At 32.7% G+C, this 24,122-nt stretch carries 25 protein-coding genes; 11 read left to right on the top strand and 14 right to left on the bottom strand.

Translation table 11 applies throughout. From position 1 onward, the window contains the following. Positions 1-6: 6 nt before the first annotated feature. Genes F0460_RS07700 through F0460_RS07715 form a run of 4 tightly spaced genes read left to right on the top strand, consistent with a single transcriptional unit; the run spans position 7 to position 3,786 of the window. Positions 7-576, top strand: coding sequence for an L-threonylcarbamoyladenylate synthase (locus F0460_RS07700; RefSeq protein WP_150011916.1), 570 nt, complete (start codon positions 7-9; stop codon positions 574-576). Beyond that, the gene (locus tag F0460_RS07705; RefSeq protein ID WP_150011918.1) at positions 576-2,015 is read left to right on the top strand and encodes a CCA tRNA nucleotidyltransferase; all 1,440 of its coding nucleotides are present in this window, start codon (positions 576-578) and stop codon (positions 2,013-2,015) included. Before F0460_RS07700 ends, F0460_RS07705 begins: the two co-directional genes overlap by 1 nt. Positions 2,016-2,017: 2 nt before the next feature. Further along, complete coding sequence (locus tag F0460_RS07710) at positions 2,018-3,064, top strand: COX15/CtaA family protein (RefSeq protein ID WP_150011920.1); 1,047 nt, start codon at positions 2,018-2,020, stop codon at positions 3,062-3,064. A gap of 32 nt (positions 3,065-3,096) precedes the next feature. After that, positions 3,097-3,786 (top strand): DUF2490 domain-containing protein, encoded by a 690-nt coding sequence (locus tag F0460_RS07715; RefSeq protein WP_150011922.1) that lies wholly within the window; start codon positions 3,097-3,099, stop codon positions 3,784-3,786. A 17-nt stretch (positions 3,787-3,803) separates the two neighbouring features. Here F0460_RS07715 and F0460_RS07720 read toward each other — a convergent pair whose 3' ends face one another. Then, positions 3,804-4,460, bottom strand: coding sequence for a DedA family protein (locus F0460_RS07720; RefSeq protein WP_150011924.1), 657 nt, complete (start codon positions 4,458-4,460; stop codon positions 3,804-3,806). Positions 4,461-4,505: 45 nt separating this feature from the next. Beyond that, positions 4,506-4,811, bottom strand: a complete 306-nt coding sequence (locus F0460_RS07725) for a rhodanese-like domain-containing protein (protein WP_150011926.1) — start codon at positions 4,809-4,811, stop codon at positions 4,506-4,508. Positions 4,812-4,902: 91 nt separating this feature from the next. On the opposite strand from F0460_RS07725, the gene F0460_RS07730 reads away from it, so the two are divergent. Continuing rightward, positions 4,903-5,565 carry a thiamine diphosphokinase gene (locus F0460_RS07730; protein WP_150011928.1) on the top strand — a complete coding sequence of 221 codons (663 nt, stop codon included), beginning with the start codon at positions 4,903-4,905 and terminating at the stop codon, positions 5,563-5,565. Here F0460_RS07730 and aroC read toward each other — a convergent pair. Together aroC and ung are read right to left on the bottom strand one after the other, a co-directional pair. After that, positions 5,562-6,605 carry a chorismate synthase gene (aroC, locus tag F0460_RS07735; RefSeq protein WP_150011930.1) on the bottom strand — a complete coding sequence of 348 codons (1,044 nt, stop codon included), beginning with the start codon at positions 6,603-6,605 and terminating at the stop codon, positions 5,562-5,564. The two genes, F0460_RS07730 and aroC, sit on opposite strands and share 4 nt — an antisense overlap. A gap of 201 nt (positions 6,606-6,806) precedes the next feature. After that, the gene (gene ung, locus F0460_RS07740; RefSeq protein ID WP_150011932.1) at positions 6,807-7,469 is read right to left on the bottom strand and encodes a uracil-DNA glycosylase; all 663 of its coding nucleotides are present in this window, start codon (positions 7,467-7,469) and stop codon (positions 6,807-6,809) included. Between the two features lie 87 nt (positions 7,470-7,556). On the opposite strand from ung, the gene F0460_RS07745 reads away from it, so the two are divergent. The 4 genes from F0460_RS07745 (at position 7,557) to pheT (ending at position 13,543) form a co-directional block, all read left to right on the top strand. Continuing rightward, positions 7,557-8,354, top strand: coding sequence for a hypothetical protein (locus F0460_RS07745; RefSeq protein WP_150011934.1), 798 nt, complete (start codon positions 7,557-7,559; stop codon positions 8,352-8,354). 87 nt (positions 8,355-8,441) lie between these two features. Further along, positions 8,442-10,616, top strand: coding sequence for an endonuclease MutS2 (locus tag F0460_RS07750; RefSeq protein WP_150011936.1), 2,175 nt, complete (start codon positions 8,442-8,444; stop codon positions 10,614-10,616). 10 nt (positions 10,617-10,626) lie between these two features. Further along, positions 10,627-11,043 (top strand): thiol-disulfide oxidoreductase DCC family protein, encoded by a 417-nt coding sequence (locus F0460_RS07755; RefSeq protein ID WP_150012330.1) that lies wholly within the window; start codon positions 10,627-10,629, stop codon positions 11,041-11,043. Between the two features lie 64 nt (positions 11,044-11,107). Further along, positions 11,108-13,543, top strand: coding sequence for a phenylalanine--tRNA ligase subunit beta (gene pheT / locus F0460_RS07760; RefSeq protein ID WP_150011938.1), 2,436 nt, complete (start codon positions 11,108-11,110; stop codon positions 13,541-13,543). 35 nt (positions 13,544-13,578) lie between these two features. On the opposite strand, the gene F0460_RS07765 is transcribed toward pheT, so the two are convergent. The 3 genes from F0460_RS07765 to F0460_RS07775 form a co-directional block, all read right to left on the bottom strand. Beyond that, positions 13,579-14,406 carry a hypothetical protein gene (locus F0460_RS07765; RefSeq protein WP_150011940.1) on the bottom strand — a complete coding sequence of 276 codons (828 nt, stop codon included), beginning with the start codon at positions 14,404-14,406 and terminating at the stop codon, positions 13,579-13,581. A gap of 93 nt (positions 14,407-14,499) precedes the next feature. Next, positions 14,500-14,862 (bottom strand): KTSC domain-containing protein, encoded by a 363-nt coding sequence (locus F0460_RS07770; RefSeq protein ID WP_150011942.1) that lies wholly within the window; start codon positions 14,860-14,862, stop codon positions 14,500-14,502. Between the two features lie 67 nt (positions 14,863-14,929). Next, on the bottom strand, positions 14,930-15,757 hold the full coding sequence (locus tag F0460_RS07775) for a CvfB family protein (RefSeq protein WP_150011944.1): 828 nt from the start codon (positions 15,755-15,757) through the stop codon (positions 14,930-14,932). A 109-nt stretch (positions 15,758-15,866) separates the two neighbouring features. On the opposite strand from F0460_RS07775, the gene F0460_RS07780 reads away from it, so the two are divergent. Continuing rightward, positions 15,867-16,178 carry a hypothetical protein gene (locus F0460_RS07780; RefSeq protein WP_150011946.1) on the top strand — a complete coding sequence of 104 codons (312 nt, stop codon included), beginning with the start codon at positions 15,867-15,869 and terminating at the stop codon, positions 16,176-16,178. A gap of 11 nt (positions 16,179-16,189) precedes the next feature. Here F0460_RS07780 and F0460_RS07785 read toward each other — a convergent pair whose 3' ends face one another. The 3 genes from F0460_RS07785 to F0460_RS07795 are packed head-to-tail and all read right to left on the bottom strand — an operon-like array spanning position 16,190 to position 18,642. Then, positions 16,190-16,777 (bottom strand): hypothetical protein, encoded by a 588-nt coding sequence (locus tag F0460_RS07785; RefSeq protein WP_150011948.1) that lies wholly within the window; start codon positions 16,775-16,777, stop codon positions 16,190-16,192. A 50-nt stretch (positions 16,778-16,827) separates the two neighbouring features. After that, the gene (gene dnaX, locus F0460_RS07790) at positions 16,828-17,910 is read right to left on the bottom strand and encodes a DNA polymerase III subunit gamma/tau (protein WP_150011950.1); all 1,083 of its coding nucleotides are present in this window, start codon (positions 17,908-17,910) and stop codon (positions 16,828-16,830) included. A 39-nt stretch (positions 17,911-17,949) separates the two neighbouring features. Continuing rightward, positions 17,950-18,642 carry a DUF4294 domain-containing protein gene (locus F0460_RS07795; protein ID WP_150011952.1) on the bottom strand — a complete coding sequence of 231 codons (693 nt, stop codon included), beginning with the start codon at positions 18,640-18,642 and terminating at the stop codon, positions 17,950-17,952. Between the two features lie 74 nt (positions 18,643-18,716). On the opposite strand from F0460_RS07795, the gene F0460_RS07800 reads away from it, so the two are divergent. After that, on the top strand, positions 18,717-19,811 hold the full coding sequence (locus F0460_RS07800) for a M42 family metallopeptidase (RefSeq protein WP_150011954.1): 1,095 nt from the start codon (positions 18,717-18,719) through the stop codon (positions 19,809-19,811). Between the two features lie 118 nt (positions 19,812-19,929). Here F0460_RS07800 and F0460_RS07805 read toward each other — a convergent pair whose 3' ends face one another. The 4 genes from F0460_RS07805 to F0460_RS07820 all read right to left on the bottom strand — a co-directional run bounded on the left by F0460_RS07805 (position 19,930) and on the right by F0460_RS07820 (position 23,953). Continuing rightward, positions 19,930-20,643, bottom strand: coding sequence for a response regulator transcription factor (locus F0460_RS07805; protein ID WP_150011956.1), 714 nt, complete (start codon positions 20,641-20,643; stop codon positions 19,930-19,932). 30 nt (positions 20,644-20,673) lie between these two features. Continuing rightward, positions 20,674-22,293, bottom strand: coding sequence for a sensor histidine kinase (locus F0460_RS07810; RefSeq protein ID WP_150011958.1), 1,620 nt, complete (start codon positions 22,291-22,293; stop codon positions 20,674-20,676). 77 nt (positions 22,294-22,370) lie between these two features. Further along, entirely contained in the window at positions 22,371-22,958 is a 588-nt protein-coding gene (gene coaE, locus F0460_RS07815) for a dephospho-CoA kinase (protein WP_150011960.1), read from the bottom strand. Continuing rightward, complete coding sequence (locus F0460_RS07820; protein WP_150011962.1) at positions 22,958-23,953, bottom strand: glycosyltransferase; 996 nt, start codon at positions 23,951-23,953, stop codon at positions 22,958-22,960. The genes coaE and F0460_RS07820 overlap by 1 nt, the downstream gene beginning before the upstream one ends. Between the last annotated feature and the right edge of the window lie 169 nt (positions 23,954-24,122).

Raw genomic sequence — 24,122 nt, forward strand, 5'->3', positions numbered from 1 at the left:
CTTTTTATGGAAGATATTAATAAAGAAGTTCACGAAGCTTTTGAAGTAATTAAAAATGGCGGAATTATTCTGTATCCTACCGATACCGTTTGGGGATTGGGTTGCGATGCTACAAATGAAGAAGCTGTTAAAAAAATATATGATCTAAAAAAACGTGCAGAAAGCAAAAGCATGATTGTTTTGGTAAATGGCGACCGTTTGCTTTACAATGTATTTAAAAATATACCTTCTGTTGCTTTTGATATTTTAGATTGTGCCGAAAAGCCAACAACATTAGTTTTAGATCAACCTACAAATGTGGCAAAAAACCTGATTGCCGAAGACAATTCATTGGGAATCCGTATTGTAAATGCTCCGTTTGTATATAAGTTGGTAGAACGAATGAAACGTCCGTTGGTATCAACATCAGCAAACATAAGCGGCGAGCCTACTCCTACCCAATTTTCTGAAATCTCACAGGAAATCATAAACGGCGTGGATTATGTTGTAAAATTAGATCAAACAAAAATCTGTAAAAAATCATCAACCGTAATTAAACTTACAAACGATGCACAAGTAAAAATTTTAAGAAAATAATGATTCAATCATCCAATTATAACGAAGCGCTACAAGATCCTATTTTTAAAATTATAACGCAGGCTGCAAAAGCATTAAAGGTTGAAGCTTACGTGATTGGTGGTTTTGTTCGCGATTTTATTTTAGAACGCGGTTCAAAAAAAGATATTGATATTGTTGCTGTTGGCAGCGGTATTGATCTGGCTTTGAAGGTTTCTGAACTAATTCCGCACCACCCAAAAGTACAGGTTTTTAAAAATTATGGCACTGCCATGTTGCGTTTTAACGATATTGATATTGAGTTTGTTGGGGCACGAAAAGAATCGTATCGAAATGAAAGCAGAAATCCTTTGGTTGAAAACGGAACGTTGCAAGACGATCAAAACCGACGTGATTTTACTATAAATGCCATGGCTTTTTCTTTGAACGAAGAAAATTTTGGTGATTTGGTTGATCCTTTTAACGGAATGACCGCTTTAACCGATAAAATTATAAAAACGCCTTTGGATCCTGATGTTACGTATTCTGATGATCCTTTGCGCATGATGCGTGCCATTCGTTTTGCAACTCAATTAAATTTTACAATTGAAGAGGATTCGTTAAATGCAATTACTAAAAACGCCGATCGCATAAAGATTATTTCGGGCGAACGAATTGTTGAAGAATTGAATAAGATTTTATTGACCGAAAAACCATCTGTTGGCTTTTTGCTTTTATACAAAACCGGTTTGTTAGATTTGATTCTGCCTGAATTAACGGCATTGAACAACGTGGAAGAAGTTGAAGGGCACACGCACAAAAACAATTTTTACCATACGTTAGAAGTTGTTGATAATATTTGTCCGAAAACCGATGATCTTTGGTTGCGTTGGTCTGCGTTATTGCACGATATTGGAAAAGCACCTACAAAAAAATTCAATAAAAAGAACGGTTGGACGTTTCATGGACATGAGTTTTTAGGAAGCAAAATGGTAAAACGAATTTTTGAACGTTTGCATATGCCGTTAAATCAAAAAATGCGTTTTGTTCAAAAAATGGTTGCAATGAGTTCGCGACCAATTGTAATTTCTGAAGATTTGGTAACCGATTCTGCTGTTCGTAGATTGGTTTTTGATGCGGGTGAAGATGTTGAAAATTTACTGACATTATGCGAAGCGGATATCACTACTAAAAATCAAAAGAAGTTTAAAAAGTATCATAACAATTTTAAAATTGTACGCCAAAAAATTGTCGAAGTAGAAGAACGCGATCATGTACGCAATTTTCAACCACCAATTACAGGTGAAGAAATTATGGAGATTTTCGATCTAAAACCTTCAAGAGAAATCGGGCAAATTAAAGATGCCATTAAAGAAGCAATTTTAGAAGGCGAAATCGCGAATGATTACACAGAAGCGTATCATTTTATGATGCAAAAAGCAGATCGTTTAGGTTTAAAACCGGTAAATCCAAAATTATAATCATGGAAAACAAATCATTTATCCGTTGGGCAAAAATTTCACTTGTTTTAATTTATTTGGTAATTATTGCCGGTGCCACGGTTCGTATGACAGGTTCTGGCATGGGTTGTCCCGACTGGCCTAAATGTTTTGGTTACTACATACCGCCTACCCAGGTGGAAGAATTGCTTTGGAAACCCAATCACGAATACAACAAAGGGCAGGTTATCATTAAAAATAATTCGCTTTGGGTGGCAAACAGCAGTTTTACTACAAAAGATGTTTACAATCCGAGTGATTGGAATGAATACACCAAACACGATTATGCCGAATTTAACCCTTATCACACTTGGGTTGAGTACATTAACCGATTGTGTGGTGCTTTAGCAGGAGTTGCTTGCTTAATTTTATTTGTTTTTTCTATTGTATCTTATATCTTTTTTAAAACAAAAGCTAACTTAATTTTATGGTCTGGAATTGTTTTAGTTTTATTAGTTTTTAACGCGTGGTTAGGTGCAACAGTGGTTTTTTCAGTATTAAATCCGGTAAAAATTACCACACACATGATTGCCGCACTGTTGAATGTTGCCGCATTAATTTATCTGATTCATTTGGCAAGAATCAACAAAAAATATGTAGGCAAGTACGACGCCGTTTTTCATATTTTTACTTGGGTAGCGATGCTTTTTTCGTTGATACAAATTGGATTGGGAACACAGGTTCGTCAGTTTATTGATGTTCAAACAAGAAGCGGAATTACCGATGTTTCGGTTTGGTTGGCAAATCCCGATGTTACTTTTTACATTCACAGAACCTTTTCTTTTGTGATATTTTTTGTAAACCTTTACCTGTTTTTAAGAAATAAACGCCTTAATTTAGGCAACACTAAAATGAACTGGATCATGCTTTTACTGATTTTAGAAATCATTACAGGAATATTGATGTACTACATTCACTTTCCGTTTGGTACACAGGCTGCACATTTGGTTTTAGCAGCAGTAATGTATGGTTTACAATTTGCAATTATCTTGGAAACCAGTAAAAGTAATTTAAAAACACATTCTCAATAAATAAATCAATAATCATTGTAAATCCTCCACTTATGAAAAAAGCAGTTTTATTTTTAGCAGTTATTCTCTTTAATTTTAAAGGCTTTTCTAACAATCCCAAAAAGGGAGATCCAAAATTAGGTGGTTGGTATATGTATTTCGGAAATGCGAAAATTGAAGATACTAAATGGAATATCAATTACGATGTTCAATATCGAAATTACGAATTACTTTCAGATTTAAACCAGTTGTTGATTCGTAGTTCTATCCAATATATGTTGTTTGATAATTTAACTTTGGGTACAGGTTATGCTTTTGTTGACACAGAGCAATATTTAAAACCCGATGTGCCTTTTATTGAAAACAGAATTTTTCAGGATGTACTTACAAACCAAAAAATTGCAACCGCTACTGTAAAACATCGTTTCAGATTCGAACAACGCTTTATAGAAAATCAGGATTTTAAGTCAAGGTTCAGATATCAGTTAGGATTGGATGTTCCGATTTATCAGAATACCGAAAAAAATCAGAGTTTGTATGCAAGTTTTTATAACGAACTTTTTATAAACACCGATGAAACTTCAAGAAAAACAAACGTGTTTGATAGAGATAGATTGTATTTAGGTGCAGGATTTAAAATCAATCAAAAATTAGGAATTCAAGTTGGTTGGATGAATCAGATGCTTCAAAAAACATCACATCAACAATTGATGTTTTCACTGCATCATAATTTAAAGATATAAAACAAAAAACGCTTTCATTACGAAAGCGTTTTGTTTTTATTACTAAATTTTTCTTTAATAACCGAATAGATAATCGGAAGAACCGATACCAAAATAATCAGCAACACTACTTTTGAAAAGTTGTCTTTTATCAATGGAATATTTCCTAAACGATAACCTATAAAAGTAATACCGAACACCCAGATAAATCCGCCAATAAAATTATAAGTTAAAAAGGTGCTATAATTCATTCTGCCGATACCAGCGACAAACGGAGCCAAGGTTCTTACAATTGGTACAAACCGAGCAATAACAATCGTTTTACTGCCGTACTTCTCGTAAAAAGAATGTGTTTTATTAATGTGTTCAATAGTAACCGGCTGTTTACCCAATATTTTAAAGTTGATGATTCGCATACCAATTTGTTTACCAATAGAGTAATTAACGGTATCGCCTAAAACTGCTGCTATAAAAAGTAAAATCATTACCAACCAAACATTTAAGCTTTCAGGAAATTGTGCTGCCAACATTCCGGTTGCAAATAATAGCGAATCGCCCGGTAAAAAAGGCATTACCACCAAACCTGTTTCAACAAAAATGATTAAAAACAATATGGCATAAACCCAAACGCCATAATCTTGCAAGAAAACCTCTAAATATTGGTCAATATGTAATATAAAATCGATTAATTCCATTTTAAAATCTTAAAAAAATACATAAAAAAAAGGCTTTCGCCTTAATTATTCTGTTGGTCCTTCCCATTCGTTCATTCCGCCAACCAAGTTAAAAGTGTTTTCAAAACCCAATTGGTTCATCAATAAACACGTTTGTCCGCTGCGGTTTCCTGAACGGCAATAAACATAGTAATTTTTCGATTTATCTAAATTTTCTAAAGCACTTAAAAAATCCTGTCCCTGATAAAAATCATGATGAACTGCTCCTGGAATTGCACCTTCGCTTACTTCATCTTCTGTACGAACATCTAATAAAATAGCGTTTTCATCGTTCTGAAAATCGCTCCACCATTGTTCTTGTTGTAAATCCATTGTATAAGAATTTAAATTTTCTTCAAATATAATTAAATCCTTTTAAAATAAAGAAAACATCTTAATTTAGTGGTTTTAAAACTTCAAATAAATGTCATCACACCATATTGTACGCGACGATCAGGAACCTGCATTAATAATTGCCAATGGCGAAGCATGTTCTATGGAATTACTCAACCAATTATTGGAGTGGAACCCATTGGTTATTGTGTTAGATAGTGCCATTACGCGCGTTTTGGAATTAGGAATTAAAGTTGATGTTTTAATTGGTGATTTTGACCGAAATTTTGATTACGAATACTACAAGAATTTACAGTATCCCATTGAAATTGTGAAGTTAGAAGAGCAGGATTCGTACGATATTGACAAAGCAATTAATTATTTGATTGACCGAAAAATACCTGCGGCAAATATTGTTTGGGCAACCGGCAGAAGAATGGATCATACCTTTACAAACATCACAAATCTTATTAAATATCAGGAAATTATAAAATTAGTAATGATCGACGATTATTCTAGAATTTTCCCTTTACAGAAGAATTTTATTAAATGGTATCCAAAAGAAACTATTTTATCCTTGATTCCTGTTGGAACTGTTGATGGAATTTCGACAAAAAACTTGAAATACGAACTACAAAACGATTCATTAATTCTAGGATTTAAACCCGGAAGCAGTAATGAAGTTTTAACGGATGGTTTGGTTGAAATAACTTACGAAAATGGGCATTTAATTTTGATGGAATGTAATGATTAAACCATAAAATCGGCAATTACTAAAGCAGCCATAGCTTCTACAATGGGCACGGCACGCGGTAGCACACAAGCATCGTGTCTGCCTTTACCTTTAATAACTTCCAAAGTTCCATTAGTGGTTAACATTTCTTGCGGTTGTAGCAGCGTAGCGACTGGTTTAAAAGCAACATCGAAATATATATCCATTCCATTGCTTATTCCACCTTGAATTCCACCTGAAAAATTGGTTTTAGTCGATCCGTATTCATTAAAATAATCGTTGTGTTGAGATCCAAACATTTTTGTGCCTTCAAAACCACTGCCAAAACTAAAGCCTTTACACGCATTGATAGACAACATTGCTTTTGCCAGATTGGCCTCTAATCGATCGAAAACAGGTTCGCCCAAACCAATCGGAACATTTTTTATCACACAGGTCACAACACCGCCAACGGTATCGCCTTTTTTCTTGGTTTCTAAAATAAGTTGTTCCATTTTCTGAGCAATTTCAACATCGGGACAGCGAACATCATTGGTTTCGGTAAGAGATAAATTAAGTTCAGTATATTTTTTATTGACAGAAATAGATCCAACAGAAGAAACATACGCGATAATTTCTACAGGCTTAATGATTTGCTTTGCAATTGCACCGCCTACAACTCTGGCTGCGGTTTCTCGGGCAGAACTCCTTCCTCCTCCTCTATAATCGCGATGCTTGTATTTTTGCTGATACACAAAATCTGCATGGCTTGGGCGAAAGGCATCTTTCAGCAAATCGTAATCATCTGATTTTGAATTGGTATTATTTATTTGAAAAGCAATTGGAGTTCCCAAGGTTTTTCCTTCAAAAATTCCCGAAAGAAAAACAACTTCATCAGCCTCTTTTCTTTGAGTAACTAATTTCGACTGTCCGGGTTTTCTTCGATCTAATTCTAATTGAACAGCATCTAAATCTAACACCACATTAGACGGGCATCCATCGATTATTCCACCAATTGCCGCTCCGTGCGATTCACCAAACGTAGTTAGTTTAAATTTATTTCCAATTGAATTACCAGACATATTAATTGTATTTTATGTAAAAATAACAAAAGCTACCCGAATTAACAGGTAGCTTTTAAATTTAAGTAAACAACAAACAAATTTTTGTTTTTTATAACAAAAACAAATTTTATTCATTAAATATACTTTTATTATAAAAGGCTACCAAGTTAAATTTGCTTTTTAACATTATTGTTTGCGTTTTAACTAATTTAGAAATCATTAAAAGCTTAATTGCCAATTGATAGGCGTTTTTCCATGCTGAATCAAATAATTATTAGCTTGCGAAAAATGTTTGTTACCAAACCATTTTCCCTGATTAGCACTCATTGGTGACGGATGTCCACTTGTTAAAACCAAATGTTTCAATCTGTCGATATTTTTTCCTTTTTTAAACGCGTGATTTCCCCACAGCATAAAAACCAAACCATCCTTCTCATTAGATAAAAAACTAATTACATTTTCTGTAAACTGTTCCCAACCCAATTTTTGATGGCTTGCTGCTTGCCCTGCTTTAACAGTTAAAACATCATTCAACAATAAAACACCTTGTTTTGCCCATTCGGTTAAATCGCCATGACCTGGATTAGAGAAATTGATATCGGTTTGCAGTTCACCATAAATATTACGTAACGATGGCGGCAAACCAATTCCTTTATTCACAGAAAAACTTAAACCATGCGCCTGACCTTGTCCGTGATAAGGATCCTGCCCCAGAATTATAACCTTAACTTTATCTAACGGACAATATTTAAATGCATTGAAAATATATTCTTTTGGCGGATAAATAGTTTCCTTTTCATAATCACTATCAACGATTTGTTTTAGTTTTTGATAATAATCTTTTGATGATTCCAAAGCGATAAATTCTTTCCAGCTATTCATTCTATTCTTTTTTAAAATTCAAATTTAACACATATTCTCTTAAATGATAAATTGTTTGTAACTTTGATATTATTAGCTATCATAAAGATGAGTAATCAAAAAAAACACTTTAGATTAATTTTTATATTTTCGATATTCATTCTATTGCTGAATGATCATTTTCTGAAGGATCTTTATGGTAATTATTTTACAGGAAAATTATCAGATTTTGCTGGTCTTTTTTCTTTTCCATATTTTCTATGTCTGCTATTTCCTAACAAAATAAAGTTCAATTATATTTTTAGTGGATTATTCTTTATTTTTTGGAAATCTGAACTAATAGAACCTTTACTTAACTATTTTCAATCGATAGGTATTGGTTTTAATAGGACCATTGATTATTCTGATTTAATTGCTTTAACAATTTTACCAATTTCATATATTTATTGGCATTCAAATTTCAATGATTTCATTAACTTAAATAATACTTTAAAACCTATTTTAATTGTTGTTTGTATTTTTTCTTTTGTTGCTACATCTTTGCCTAAAGAACAAGGAAGTTTTAATATGAAATCTGACTTAGAAGTAAGACTAAAGACCGATAAAAAATCTGTTATTTCAAATCTTAATCTTTCCAAAAACAAAAAAATCTATGATTATAAATTTAAGTTTCCAAAATATAACGCTACAATAAACGCAACAGTTAAACTTGATAGCTTAGAAAATGGTTTAGTTAGTATTAAATTGGATAGCATTCTAGATTTTGAAGTTGTTAGTGGTTTTTTTGCGGGTATTGATAAGGATGATGTTGAATATATTAGAAAACTTAAAAGTAAAGATTTTGAAAAAGTATTCTTGGAAAAAGAACTACCTAAATTATACCTAAACACCAATAATCTAAAATAAATTAATGGTTTGACTACATACTATTAATCATTAATATTTTTAGTAACTTTGACTATTAAAAGCAAAAGCTTGATAGAGAATTTACAAATGAAATTGATTGCAAATAAAACCTTACAAGATTTAGAATTCAGCACCATATTAGAACAGATAAGCGATTTATGTACTACCGAAATTGGTAAGGAACATGCATTGCTTATAGAACCAATCGACAATAAAGAACAGTTGTTAGAAGAACTAAAACAAACGTCAGAATACGTTTCTTCTTTCAGCAACCAAAACGCTATACCGTCGCACTATTTTGATCCGATTAATTACGAATTAAAAATGCTGCGTATCGAAGACAGTTTTTTAGAAGCATCTGGCTTTAAAAAAATTGCCTCTTTGGTTTCAACCACCAATGAATTAATTACTTTTTTAAAGAAATTTCAAGAATACTACACCGCTTTATACAATGCCACAACAATTACGCAGCCTAATAAGATAATACTACAGAATATTGAGCAGGTTTTAGATAAATACGGCGAAATTAAAGACACTGCTTCGGTTGATTTAAAAGCGATCAGACAAAACATTCAGATTGTTCGTGGAAAAATAAACCAGAGTTTTGGTTTTGCGTTACAACAGTATAATTCGGCAGGATATTTAGACGATATTAAAGAATCTATTGTAGAAAATCGCAGAGTTTTGGCGGTTTTGGCAATGCATCGTAAAAAAGTAAAAGGTTCGGTTTTGGGTCAATCTAAAACGGGAAGTATTGTTTACATGGAACCCGAAAATACGTTTAAATTTTCTAGAGAATTAAGTAATTTGGAATACGAAGAACGCGAGGAAATCATGCGAATTTTACGTGTTTTAACCGATAGTATTCGTCCGTTTCATGAAGAATTGATTATTTTTCAGAACCTTTTAGCTCATATTGATATTGTTGCTGCAAAAGCAAAACATGCCGAAAAAATAAACGGAATTCTGCCAAGTATTTCAACAGAAAAAAGATTATTTTTTCGAGATGCGTTCCACCCAATTTTACTTTTAAACAATAAGATAAAAGGCAAGCAAACGTATCCACAAACCATAGAATTAACTAATAATGAGCGTATTATTGTAATTTCGGGACCAAATGCCGGCGGAAAATCAATTACCTTAAAAACAATTGGGTTGTTGCAGTTAATGTTGCAAAGTGGTATGTTAATTCCTGTGCACGAACGCAGTGAAACGTTCTTGTTCGATAGAATTTTAACAGACATTGGAGATAATCAATCTATTGAAAATCAATTAAGTACTTATAGCTATCGATTAAAAAACATGAATTACTTTTTGAAGAAATGTAACGATAAAACCTTGTTTTTAATTGATGAATTTGGTACAGGATCCGATCCGGAATTAGGTGGAGCTTTGGCTGAAGTTTTTCTGGAAGAATTTTACGATCGTGAAGCTTTCGGTATCATCACTACGCATTACACCAACCTGAAAATTCTGGCGAATGAACTGCCACACGCAACAAATGCTAACATGATGTTCGATGAAAAATCGTTAGAACCAATGTATAAATTGAGTTTAGGACAGGCAGGAAGTTCGTTTACGTTTGAAGTTGCACAGAAAAACGGAATTCCGTATGGATTGATCAATAGGGCAAAAAAGAAGATCGAAACAGATAAAGTTCGTTTTGATAAAACCATTGCGAATCTTCAGAAAGAGCGTTCACGATTAGAGAAAACATCGGAAAATTTAAAAGAAGAAGAAAAACGCGCGCGTGAAGAAAGCAACAAAATGTCTAACATCAACACAAAAATTCAGGATAAGTTAGAACGTTATCAGGAATTGTACGATGCAAACCAGCGATTGATCTATTTAGGACAACGATTTGATGATCTTTCTGAAAAATATTTCAACAATAAAGACAAAAAAACGCTTATTGGAGAATTACTGAAAACGGTCGAAATTGAAAATTCCAAGCGAAAGAAAATTACCATAAAAGAAAAAAAGGTAAAAGAACAAGAAGTTTTACAGTTAAAAGTTGATGTGGAACAAAAGCTGGAAAAAATTCGAGAAGAAAAGAAAGAGAAAAAAGTTAAAGAGCAACAACAACAGCAAGCAAATAAAACAAATTTTGAATTAAAAGTCGGCGATCGCGTTCGTATGATCGATGGAAAATCGGTTGGAACAATTGATACAATCGAGAAAAATAAAGCAACAGTAAACTACGGTTTTTTTACATCGAAAGTTGCTTTGGATCAATTAGAAATGGTCGAAAGAAAAAAATAAACGTATGAGTATAATTGATAAAATACCACCAAATAAACAGTTGATTCTTTTTGACGGCGTTTGTAATTTTTGCGATGAAACCATTCAAAAAGTAATCAAGGCAGATAAAAACAATGTGTTTGTATTTGCATCATTACAGTCCGATTTTGGTAAGGAAATCATTAAATACATCGGCGTAAATCCGTTGGTAGATTCTATTATTCTGTACAATCCGGGTGTGGCTTATTATACCGAAAGCGATGCTGCTTTAGAAATTTCCAAACAGTTAGGCGGTTTCTATCCGTTACTGCAAATTGGTAAAATAGCTCCTAAAAGTTTGCGTAATTCGCTGTATCGCTACGTAGCCAAAAATCGTTACAAATGGTACGGTAAAAAAGACGAATGTATGATTCCGTCTGCCGAAGTCCGCTCAAAATTTTTATCATAAATAAAACAAATAATTTCATCAAACGTACAGCAATCTGTATATTTGTGCTTTAAAAAACAAATCAATGCAAATATCATATAACTGGTTAAAACAGTTTATCAAATTAGATATCGCTCCGGAAGAAACAGCCGAAATTTTAACGAATTTAGGATTAGAAGTAGAAGGTATCAACGCTTACGAAAGTTTAAAAGGCGGATTAAAAGACGTTGTTGTTGGTCATGTAATTTCGTGCGAACAACATCCGAATGCAGACAAACTTCGTATCACAAAAGTTGATTTAGGCAATGGCGAACCTCCTGTACAAATTGTTTGTGGCGCACCAAACGTGGCTGCCGGACAAAAAGTACCTGTTGCAACTATTGGCACCGTTTTAACCGATAAAGAAGGTAATGATTTTGTTATTAAAAAAGGAAAAATTCGTGGCGAAGAGAGTTTCGGAATGATTTGTGCCGAAGACGAATTAGGTTTAGGCGAAGGTCATGACGGAATTATGGTTTTAGATGATAAATTTAAACCAGGAACTTTGGCTGCTGAAGTTTTTGAAGTGTATAACGATACCGTTTTTGAAATTGGTTTAACGCCAAACCGTGCCGATGCTATGAGTCATTGGGGCGTTGCGCGTGACTTGCGTGCAGGTTTAATTCAAAACAAACCGCAAAGCAGTTTTTCAGAATTAATTACACCGAGTATAAGCAAATTTAAGGTTGAAAAACGTACCTTGAAGTACGATATTATTGTTGAAGACAGCAAACTGGCGCCACATTATGCCGGAGTAACTATTTCGGGAATTGAAGTTAAACCTTCGCCGACTTGGTTGCAAAATGCATTAAAAGCAATTGGTATTACACCAAAAAACAATATTGTTGATGCTACTAATTACGTGTTGCACGAATTGGGTCAGCCGTTGCACGCTTTTGATGCATCGCGTATTAAAGGAAACAAGATCATTGTAAAAAATGCGGTGAAAGGCAGTAAATTATTGACTTTAGATGGTATTGAACGTACTTTGAATGAAGAAGATATTGTAATTTGCGATGAAAACCAACCGCTTTGTTTAGCTGGTGTTTTAGGCGGATTAAACTCCGGAGTTACCGAATATACAACGGCAATCTTTTTAGAAAGTGCGTATTTTAATCCAGTAAGCATTCGTAAAACAGCTAAAGCACATGGTATTTCTACCGATGCATCTTTCCGTTTTGAAAGAGGTATCGACCCAAGTATTACAACTTATGCTTTAAAACATGCTGCTATATTGATTGCTGAAATTTCGGGTGGTGAAATTACTTCTGACATTACCGATCTGTATCCAAAAAAGATAGAAGATTTTTCAGTTTTCTTGAATTACAGCAATGTCAACAAGATTTTAGGAGAGAATATTCCAAACGAAACAATCAAGAAAATTTTGGTTTCGTTAGATATTAAAGTTACAAATATTACCGATAAAGGTTTAGGATTATCTATTCCACCTTATCGTGTTGATGTGCAGCGTGAAATCGATGTTATCGAGGAAATTCTTCGTGTGTACGGTTTCAACAACATAAAAGTTGGATCTAAAATTAACGCAACAATTGCTTACGGATCTAAAACCGACGATCATAAAGTGCAGAACATCGCAGCAGATCAGTTGGTAAGTCAAGGTTTTTACGAAACAATGTCGAATTCGTTAACAACCACAGCTTATTCAGATTTAATTGCCGATATAAACACAAACCAACAAGTTGCCATTTTAAATCCGTTAAGTCAGGATTTATCAATTATGCGTCAAACCTTGCTTTTTGGTGGATTAGAATCAATCGCTTACAACATCAACCGTAAAAAAGCCGATTTAAAATATTTTGAATTCGGTAAAACCTATGCAAAAACGTTGTCAGGTTACGAAGAATATAAACATTTGGCTTTATTTGCAACAGGGAACAGCAACGGTATCAACTGGAATACGCCTGCAACATCTGTTGATTTCTTTTTGTTTAAAGGATATATCGATGCGTTGTTGCTTCGTTTAGGACTTAAAAATATTGAAACCCAACCAAACGAAAACGATATTTTCTCTGAAGGAATTTCTTACTATTTAGGCGACAGAAAAGTCGTTTCTTTTGGTAACGTAAAAAAATCTATTTTGAAACATTTCGATATTAAACAAGATGTTTTTTATGCCGATTTCAACTGGAATACGATTTTAAACGTAGTTTCGAGCAAAATTAAGTTTGCAGAAATTTCAAAATATCCGGTTGTAAAACGCGATTTAGCTTTATTGATAAAGAATGAAGTATCGTTTGCCGATGTTTACAAAATTGTAAAACAAGTTGATAAAAACTTGATTTCTGATGTTTCTTTGTTCGATGTTTATCAAGGCGATAAATTACCTGAAGGAACCAAATCTTACGCAATAAGCATGAAGTTACAAGACAAAGACAAAACGCTAACCGATGCGCAGATTGACAAAATAATGAGTAAAATTCAAAACCAGTTACAGACAGAAGTTGGTGCGGAATTAAGATAAACAAAAAAATCCCGAAGCTTAAACTTCGGGATTTTTTACATCTTTTTGAAAATTAAATTCGATTTAAAATCCAAATCTATATCTTTTATTACTACTCCACCGTTTGAATCGAATCTTGTGAAGTTATAATCCTGTATTTCTTCTGAAGCTTTTAATTCACTTACATAATTTTTGCCTTCGTTATTTGTATTGAAAGTGATCGAAACTTTTTCTTGTTTGTAGATCCAGTTTTTTTCGAACATAAACTTTCCGTTTCTCGACTGGCTGTGATCAATTACATAAGGTTTCAAAAGAACAAACTCCATTTTTTTTAGGTTGAAGTTTTTATCGTACTGAAAATATCCTTCATAAAACTGTTCCGAATAAAATTCAATTACATATTGTCCGTCATTCGTTCTTTTTCTTTCAAACGTATAATCTTTAAAGTTGTTAAAGAAATCCAGTTCGGGTACGTTTACATATTTTCTTATAACCACCTCGGTAAGCCAGTACATTGGAGAATCGTTACCTGAATAACGGTTAAAAAACAAGGTGTCCATTGACATTTTGTTTCTTGGATCTTTAACTATGCTTTTATTTATTTTTTTGCTTTTAAGATTAATGTTCACATCAAACACCGTTTCAGAATTCAGCAATTGAGCCGTATCGTTAATCATTGCCTGATGTGTTACCAAATAATTGTAATTGTTATCGGCATAATTATTATACATTTGGTTGCGTACCTTTTTTATGATATCAATCATGCTACTGCGCGACAATTTATCAATCACCAATTCTTCCAAATCGGTATCGTCAATCTGCGCCTGTGCATTCCATGAATTCAAAAAAAGTAATCCAAAAAGTATAAAAAGGTATTTTTTCATCTGTATATTTTTGTTTTGCAAATTTAATGCAATATTAATCTAAACGAATAATATTGCATTATAATATACAACTAACATACCATTTTTTAAGTTTTACTTTAAATTGAAAGCGTAACGGTTTACAATATTGGTGTTATAGTACGATCCTTTTGATTTTGCTGTAGAAAATTCTTCCCAAATTGCCAAAGGTACATGTGCGTGTATGTATTCTTCTGCACGGGTTGTATAGATGATTAGGTAACCTTCTTTTTCGTTGCAACTGTAAAATTCAATACGTTTAATCCAAGAGCTTTCGGGCGTTGACTGAATTTTCTTAATGGGATAGTTAGCCTTTGTAATTTCTTTTCTGGCTTCAACAAAAGTACTGTAGGTTCCTGAAAGTTCCTGACAGTCTGTTTTACCTTTGCACGCCAGTAAAGAAGCGGTTCCGAAAATTATAAGTAAAGTTTTTTTCATAACACATAATAATTTATAATTTTAAATAAATATAATGATTTTATTTTGTATTATGATTACTTTAACATTAAACCAAATGAATTCCGTCGTCTTTAATTAAAATCTTCTTTTCTTTATATAAAACACCAACCGTTTGTTTAAAAGTCTTTTTGCTCATACCCAAAACGGTTTTAATTTCATCGGGATGGCTTTTATCGTTCAAACCTAAAAAACCGTTGTTCATTTCTAATTCTGTTAGAATTTTAGAAACGCTGTCTGATACTTTTTCAAAACCAAGTTTATTTCTAGAAACATCGATTTTTCCGTCGGGTCTTATGTTTTTGATGTAGCCAATGATACGGTCGCCAGTTCTGAAATCTTCAAAAGTTTCGTTCTGATACATCAATCCTTTGTGTTTTTCGTTGATGATCACGTTAATTCCTGCATCGGTAATGTGCGAAACAATTAAATCAACCTCTTCCCCTACTTCAACCGTAAGATCTGTATTATCTAAAAACTGATTTAATTTCGATGATCCAACCAAACGATTCGTTTTATCATCTAAAGTCATGTAAATCATGTAATAGTTGCCTTCGGTCATTGGTCGAGCCTGCTCTCTGAACGGAACAAACAAATCTTTTTCTAAACCCCAATCCATAAAAGCACCATATTCATTGATGTAATTAACTTTTAAAAGAGCAAATTCGTTTAAAAAAATGTACGGTTCTAAAGTCGTTGCAACCGGTCGTTCTTCATGATCCAAATAAACAAAAACTTCTATATCGTCACCAATTTCAAAATTTTCGGGCAGATACTTTTTAGGCAAAAGCACATCTTCGTTTCCATCGGTCAAATACAGCCCAACATTGGTTCTTCTTGCAATTTTTAACATGTTGAAGTTTCCTATTGATATCATAATTACATTTTTTACAAAAGTACAAACAAAAAAGTTGTTATTAGATTTTATGATAATTTTTAAAGCCGTTAAATCAAAAATTCTTAACTTACAGATAAAATTACAAACTATGAAAAAAATGTATCACTACGCAACGGTTGAAAAAGCGCTGGAAGAGTTAAAGGAAAAAGGATTTTCTATTGATTTTAATATTGAAGAAGGACAGATTTTAGCATCGCCATCGAGTTTTGGAATTGTAGAGATTTACAGATATGAAGGCATGAGCGACCCTGATGATGAAGCTACGGTTTATGGAATTGAAAATTTTACCAATGGAGAACGTGGTGTTTTTGTTGCCGGAAATTTATCTTTTGCTGAAAGCGATGTAGCAAAAATTCTGTTGAAATTAGAAATTGAAGATAGAAAAAATGAAGATTTTTAGTCTTCATTTTTTTATGGTTTTATTTCTAAATCAAAGGTTTTAATCAAGACATCTAAAGCCGGATTCAATTCTTTTAAATAATCTAACTTATCGTGAATGGTATATGCCTTCTTAACTTGTGCTTGTTCGTTTACTTTAACATCGATCTTTAAATGGTAATTGTTCAGTTTTTTATGAATGAACGAAACCAGATCGTACAGATTTTCTTCAAAACTTAATTTACTGCCCGTGTTTGGAAATTCAACAGTTAAAACATTTTCATTTAAGGTTAAATTTGCCATGTTCATGGTAGACGACATAAGCATTCTGCCGGTTGTATAGTATTGATTCGAACAAAAATCCCAATGTTTTTTAAGTTCTTCAAACGTAAAATGATCATTAGGTAAGTCTTCGTGATTGATCTGAACAGGGTTTATAGAAGCTTCTAACTCTCTTTTTTTCTTGATGCTTTTTAGTGAAAGTGCAGAAATTTGATGTTCACCCGTTTCTTTTGATAAGATAACCTTCTGCGTATTTAAATCTTCTGTATTTGAATTTACAGCAACATCTTCTACATCGGTTTTTTCTTTAGAAATGACAGCTTTCGGCTCTTCAACCACAATTGAATGACTACTGTTTTTACTTACATTTATAAAAAATGCTGCCGGAATCAGTTCTGATTTAAATTTTTTTTTTCAGGGTGAGTCAACGTTGCCAACTGCATTAAACACAATTCTACCAACAAACGCTGGTTTACGGAAGTTTTATATTTTAAATCGCACGTGTTTGCAATATTTATTGCTTCGATTAATATTTCCTGCGTACATTTTTGTGCCTGCTGATAAAACAGATTCTTGTTTTCATCGCTAACATCTAACAAAATAAGCGTTTGCGGATTTCTACAAACCAGCAAATTTCTAAAATGCGATGCCAATCCTGTCACAAAATGATTTCCATCGAAACCCTTTGCTAAAATTCCATCGAAAGTCAGCAATAAGTTCGGGATATCGTTTGAAATAATTAAATCGGTAACCTTTAAATAGTAATCGTAATCTAAAACATTCAGGTTTTCTGCAACTGCCTGGCGTGTTAAATTGGTTCCACAGAAAGATACTACTCTATCAAAGATTGAAAGTGCATCACGCATAGCTCCGTCTGCTTTTTGGGCAATAATCTGTAATGCATCTTCTTCAAAAGTAATATTCTGACTAACAGCAACTTCTTTTAAGTATTCCTTTGCATCATTAACGGTAATTCGTTTAAAATCAAATATCTGACAACGAGATAATATCGTAGGAATAATCTTATGCTTTTCTGTTGTTGCCAAAATAAAAATGGCATGTTTTGGTGGTTCTTCTAACGTTTTAAGGAACGCATTAAAAGCTGCCGATGACAACATGTGTACCTCGTCAATAATATAAACTTTATAAATTCCCGTTTGTGGTGGTATGCGAACCTGATCAATTAAATTACGGATATCTTCGACCGAGTTGTTCGAAGCCGCATCTAATTCAAACACGTTAAAAGCAAAATCTTCATTAGGATCATCGTACCCGATCTGGTTAATTTTTCGAGCCAAAATACGGGCACAAGTAGTTTTACCAACTCCACGCGGACCAGTAAATAATAATGCTTGAGCCAAATGATTGTTCTCTATAGCATTAACTAAAGTGCTTGTAATTGTTTGCTGACCAACAACGTCTTTAAAAGTTTGCGGACGGTATTTTCGTGCCGATACAATGAATTGTTCCATGAATGTATTGCTTATTGCAAATATACCAAAAATGTTTGATTAATTTTCTTCGGGATAATAACCAGAATCGCCTAATTTATTTTTCCACTTGGTTTTTACCTGATCCATTTTAAGATTGCGGGCTGCTGGACGGTAATCAATTCTGCCTTCGGCTGCCAGTTCCTGTATTAACATTTCTATGTAAAAATCCTCTAGAACATCAGCAGGTTCATACTTTGTTTTTAAATTTATATCGAACAATTTAGCTGCTTGCTGATTCCAAAATGCAGACCATCCGCTTTTTAAATCTTTAACCAGTTCAAAAGTACTTTTATTTGTTTGGCGATTTATCAACTTAACAAGAATCTGTCCGTCTTTACGTGAAAGTTTTTTCAAAGGCTCTTCAAACTGTTCTTTAAGATATTTCTCTGTTTGTCTTAAATACTTTCTTTTTTGCGAATTTGATTCCATCTTCGCCATATTCTCGTTTAAAGACGTTAAATTATCGCTGGTTTTAACGGCATATCCGTAAACCCTTATTATTCTGCGTTTTAAAACATTCTGTATTTTAATGCGTTCTAATTCTTCTTTCGAAAAATTAATATGTAATTCCGGCAGCATAAATTCCTTTTCAATTTCACCGTCGTCTAAAACATTTGTACGCAAAGAATCGGCATATTTTTCCCAATCGTTAACCTGCGCATTGATTTGGAATGCCAAAAAAGAAAAAAATATTATAAAAAATTTTCTCATTGTTATTCGTGTAATTTTAAAGTAAATATAAAACAAAATTATTAGTAAATTCGTTTAAAATTTTTACAAAAATTATGACTGCAAAAACCATACTAGACAACGATTCAATGACCTTTTTGGAAGGATACTTAAACAACGCTTCACCTACAGGTTTTGAAAAAGAAGGACAAAAATTATGGATGGATTACATAAAACCTTATGTTGATACGGTTTTTACAGATACTTACGGAACCTGCGTTGGTGTGATAAATCCTGACGCTGAATTTAAAGTGGTTATTGAAGGGCATGCAGACGAAATTTCGTGGTATGTGAACTATATTGCCGAAGATGGTATGATTTACGTAATTAGAAATGGAGGAAGCGACCAAATGATTGCTCCATCAAAACGTGTAAATATTCACACAAAAAACGGAATTGTAAAAGGTGTTTTTGGCTGGCCGGCAATTCATACAAGATTACGCGCAGGGAAAGATGAACCTACACCAAAAATTGAAAATATTTTTATTGATTGCGGATGCGAATCAAAAGCCGAAGTAGAAGCTTTGGGAATTCATGTTGGTTGTGTAATTACGTATCCGGATAGTTTTGAGATTTTGAACGATAATAAGTTTGTTTGTCGTGCTTTGGATAACCGTATGGGCGGATTTATGATAGCAGAAGTTGCTCGTTTATTAAAAGAAAACAACAAAAAATTACCTTTTGGATTGTACATTACCAATTCGGTACAAGAAGAAGTTGGTTTACGTGGTGCCGAAATGATCACTCAAAGTATTAAACCGAATATTGCAATTGTAACCGATGTTTGTCATGACAGTACTACACCAATGATCGACAAAAAGATTGAAGGTGAAACCAAAATTGGATCTGGGCCAGTAATTACTTATGCACCTGCAGTTCAAAATAATTTACGCGATTTAATTATTGATACAGCTGAAAAGAACAGTATTCCTTTTCAACGTTTGGCATCATCACGAGTTACAGGAACAGATACCGATGCGTTTGCTTACAGTAACGGCGGTGTTGCATCTGCATTAATTTCGTTACCTTTAAGATACATGCACACAACAGTTGAAATGGTTCATAAAAATGATGTTGAAAATGTAATTAAGTTAATTTATGAAACCTTGTTAAACATAGAAAACAACCACGATTTTAATTATTTTAAGTAGTTTTTAAAAGTTCTCGACAAGCTCGAACTGACGAAAACGTTATTGATTCTGTCAGTTCAACTTCATAAAAATAATTAACGGCACAAAAAAAGCTTGAGAAATTTCTCAAGCTTTTTTATTATTTATCTTTATTTTTAATTACCAATCTAAAACCTTCACCGTGAATGTTTAAAATTTCTACATTCTCATCAGACTTCAGGTATTTTCTTAATTTGGCAATATAAACGTCCATACTTCTAGATGTAAAATAATTATCATCTCTCCATATTTTTGTCAATGCAACTTCACGTGGCATTAAATCGTTTTCATAAAGTGCCAACATTTTTAATAATTCGTTTTCTTTTGGCGATAATTTAATCGGTTCATCATCTTCAAAAGTTAAGAAACGAAGTTTTGAATTTAAATTAAATTTACCAATCTGGAATTCGAATTTTGTGTTCTCTGCCTTAACTTCAGACGATTTACGCTGCATAATTGCTTTAATCTTCATTAACAGCACTTCAGAATCAAACGGTTTGTTTAAATAATCGTCTGCACCTACTTTATATCCTTTTAAAACATCTTCTTTCATTGTTTTAGCAGTTAAGAAGATAATAGGAATTTCTTTATTTTTATCTCTGATTTCGCGTGCTAATGTAAATCCGTCTTTATAAGGCATCATTACGTCTAGAATACATAAATCAAATGTATCTTTTTTGAATTTTTCGAATCCTTCCATACCATTTTTGGCAAGAGTTACATCGAAATCATTCATCATTAAATAATCTTTTAAGATTGATCCGAAGTTAGGATCATCTTCTACCAATAAAATCTTTTTGTTGCTTACTTCCATTGTTTTATCTATTTGTTGTTTGTTTAACTATTAGTTTATTAACGGTATTTTTATTATAAAGGTACTACCCTTACCTTTTTCGCTTTCTACATAGACCTGTGCGTTGTGGTCGTCTACAATCTGTTTTACATAAGCCAGACCTAAACCGTGACCTTTTACATTGTGCAAATCGCCGGTATGTTCGCGATAAAATTTATCAAATATTTTCTTTGTGGCAGTTTTACTCATACCACTTCCCTGATCTTTAATTTTAACTACAATTGTATCTTTTATATTTTCTGTATAAATATCAATTACAGGTGCGTTGTGCGAATATTTAATGGCATTGTCCAAGATATTTACAAAAACGCTTGTAAAGTGCGTTGGGTTAATTAAAACACTGTCTCTTGTTGTATTAAAATGAGTGTTTAATGTTCCTTCGCGATCTTCAATTAACAGTGAAACGTGATCTATTGCTAGTTCTAGCACTTCGGTTAATTCCACTTTTTCTTTCGGAATATCTAATTCTTTTTTCTCTAGTTTCGATATTCTTAAGATATTTTCAATTTGCGCGTGCATTCGTTTGTTTTCGTCACGAATCATTTGAATGTATCTTAAAACCTTTTCTTCATCGTTTATGATTTTCGGGTTTTTAATGGCATCTAAAGCAAGATTAATAGTTGCAATAGGCGTTTTAAACTCGTGTGTCATATTATTAATAAAATCGTTTTTGATTTCAGAAATCTGTCGTTGCGTAATTAACTGACGGATTGCGCTATAATATGCTGCAATAATTACCACCGTGAATAATAACGATATTAGTATGAATGGCAGTAAATCTGAAAATAAGAACTTCGATTTCTGTGGAAAACTGATATAAAGCTGATATTTTGAATGATTCTCAACATCGGTTAAAATTGGCACCGAATAGGTATTCTTTTCATTAAAAACAAAATTAGCCGACTTAATTGATGTTCCCAAACCGTTGTTAAAAACAGCGTATTCAAAATTAGTTGGAAGTTTATTATTCGCTAACTCCTGCTTAATCAACGTGTTTAAAACATTGTTATTTAAACGATCTTCTATTGGATATGCTGAAACAACATCATAATAAGTTGTATTGATTACTATTTTATCTAAATCATCAACATTTCCGGTTTTTTCAATTACTTCATCTGGCTGATTTTGTGTATTTAGCGAACGATGAACACCTGATGACACTCCATCAATATATGTTGGTTTACCATGGTAAATTTCTGTTTTACGGCTACTGATGTAGTTTTTATAATCTTTTTTAGATCCGCTTGCACTGTCAATGAACGTTTTGCCAAAATTAATATCCTTAAAATTTTCAACTGAAATAATATTTGTGTAAACAATTTCTTCGTTTGTTTCTACATTCTTTTCAGTATAAAAAATCTTTCTAACTTCTGTTTGATCCGGAGTTTTTCCCGTTTTGTTTTTATAATCTATCAGCTTTTTTTGAAAATCGTAACGTTCTTTTTCTTGAACCCTGTCAACAACTTTACCTATTGTAAGATTAACCATGTGCTGAAACTGATCATCTTTATTTTCGTAAGTTGTACTAATCCAGTAAAGCTGTATTAAAGTTATTCCTAACAGCGCCAAACTCATTAAAACAACTAAAAACTGAAATCTGTATTTATTCATTCTGCAATTAAAATATGTTCAAATTTAACATTTTAACATTTAAAAATAATCGTTTTAACCTAAAGTTAACATCAAACCTAATTATTTAAAATTTTTATTATAATATCGTCAATACTCTTAAAAGCGTGTTTTAAATCTATATTTTCAACAATATAAGTTGCCAATGCGGCTTTTTGATCGTCTGACAGTTGGTTTTTAATCCTGCTTTCCACCTGCTCTTTCGTAATATTATCACGTTGCATTACCCTTTTTATTCTAATTTCTAACGGTGCGGTAATTAAAATTGTGGCGTCGCACTCTTTGTACGAACCCGATTCAAACAAAACTGCTGTCTCTTTAAAAATCACTTTTTCTGAAGCATTTTCCTTTTTGAATTCTTCAAAATCTAACGCTACGGCTGGATGCACAACATTGTTCAATTTCTGCAACAGATAGTTATTATTAAAAACGAGCGATGCTATTTTAGATCGATCCAAAAAACCATCAGGCAAAAGAACTTCGTCATTAAAAAGTTGATTTATCTGCTGAATAATTTCACGCTTCTGCATAACTTTCCTTCCCGCACCATCAGCAATATAAACCGCAAAACCCTTCGATTTTATATAATTGATAATGGTTGTTTTGCCACTGCCAATTCCTCCGGTTACTCCTATTATTTTCATCATTATTTAAAAAACATTTCGGGCATTGCTACTTCTGGATCTTGCTTCTTAATATTTAACAAAAAATAGCTGTACAAAAACCCTGCCCCATATCCAAAAAACTGAATAAAAGTTGCAATTATTGTTAAAAATCCAATTTTAAGGTTCTTTGTTTTAGCTAAAGTTTCTATAAAAACAGCTAGGAAATACAAGGCATAGCAGTAAAAAAACACGTTAATGCCAACAATTAAAAATAAAAGCGAAACATAAAAGCCAACTGAAAAAATTGCAGGAAACCAAAAGGTAATTTTACTATATTCTGGATAGCGCTGGTTTAAAATTGGTCTAGCTTTGCCAAATTTATTCACTTGTTTGTAGAATTTTTCCCAATCGATCCTGCGTTTGTGGAAAACATGTGCATTTGGAATTAAAGCCGTTTTAAAATTCATTTTCCATAAACGAATCGATAAATCAGGATCTTCTCCCGGATGAATCTTCCCAAAACCACCCGATGCTTCAAAAGCTTCCTTCGAAATTCCCATGTTAAAACTTCTTGGCTGAAACTTTCCTAATTTCTCGCTTGCACCACGAATTCCACCTGTTGTTAAAACCGATGTCATCGTTTGATTAATTGCTTTCTGCACATCAGAAAAAGAATCGTGCGCCGCATCAGGTCCGCCAAAACAATCCACATAATTATTAGTAAGAAATTGATCAACTTCAACCAAATAATTTTCAGGAATAATACAATCTGAATCTAAAATGATAAAATAATCGCCTTTTGCAACCGTCATTCCATAATTTCGAGAATCGCCCGGTCCTGAATTTTTCTTAAAGTAATATGAAACATTAAGCTGGTTAATATACTTATTTACAATATCTTGGCAGTTAACTGTAGAACCATCTTCTACCACAACAATCTCAAAATCATTAGTATAAGTTTGATGTACCAGACTTTGAAGTAATTCATCAATTTCATCAGGTCGGTTGTAAACAGGTATTATAAAAGAAAAATACATTTAAAAACGTAGTTAATATAACAACTTAATTGTTGTTATTTTAATTGATAAAACATACAAAAGTATCTAAAAAACAAAATATTTATATCATTTTTGTAATAAATAAGGTTTTAAATTTTCTTATTAATATTTTAAGAAAATTGTATTTACTTTTTACTAAATTTAAAAT

The sequence above is a fragment of the Paenimyroides baculatum genome, from assembly GCF_008629655.1.
Classification (GTDB): Bacteria; Bacteroidota; Bacteroidia; order Flavobacteriales; family Flavobacteriaceae; genus Flavobacterium; species Flavobacterium baculatum.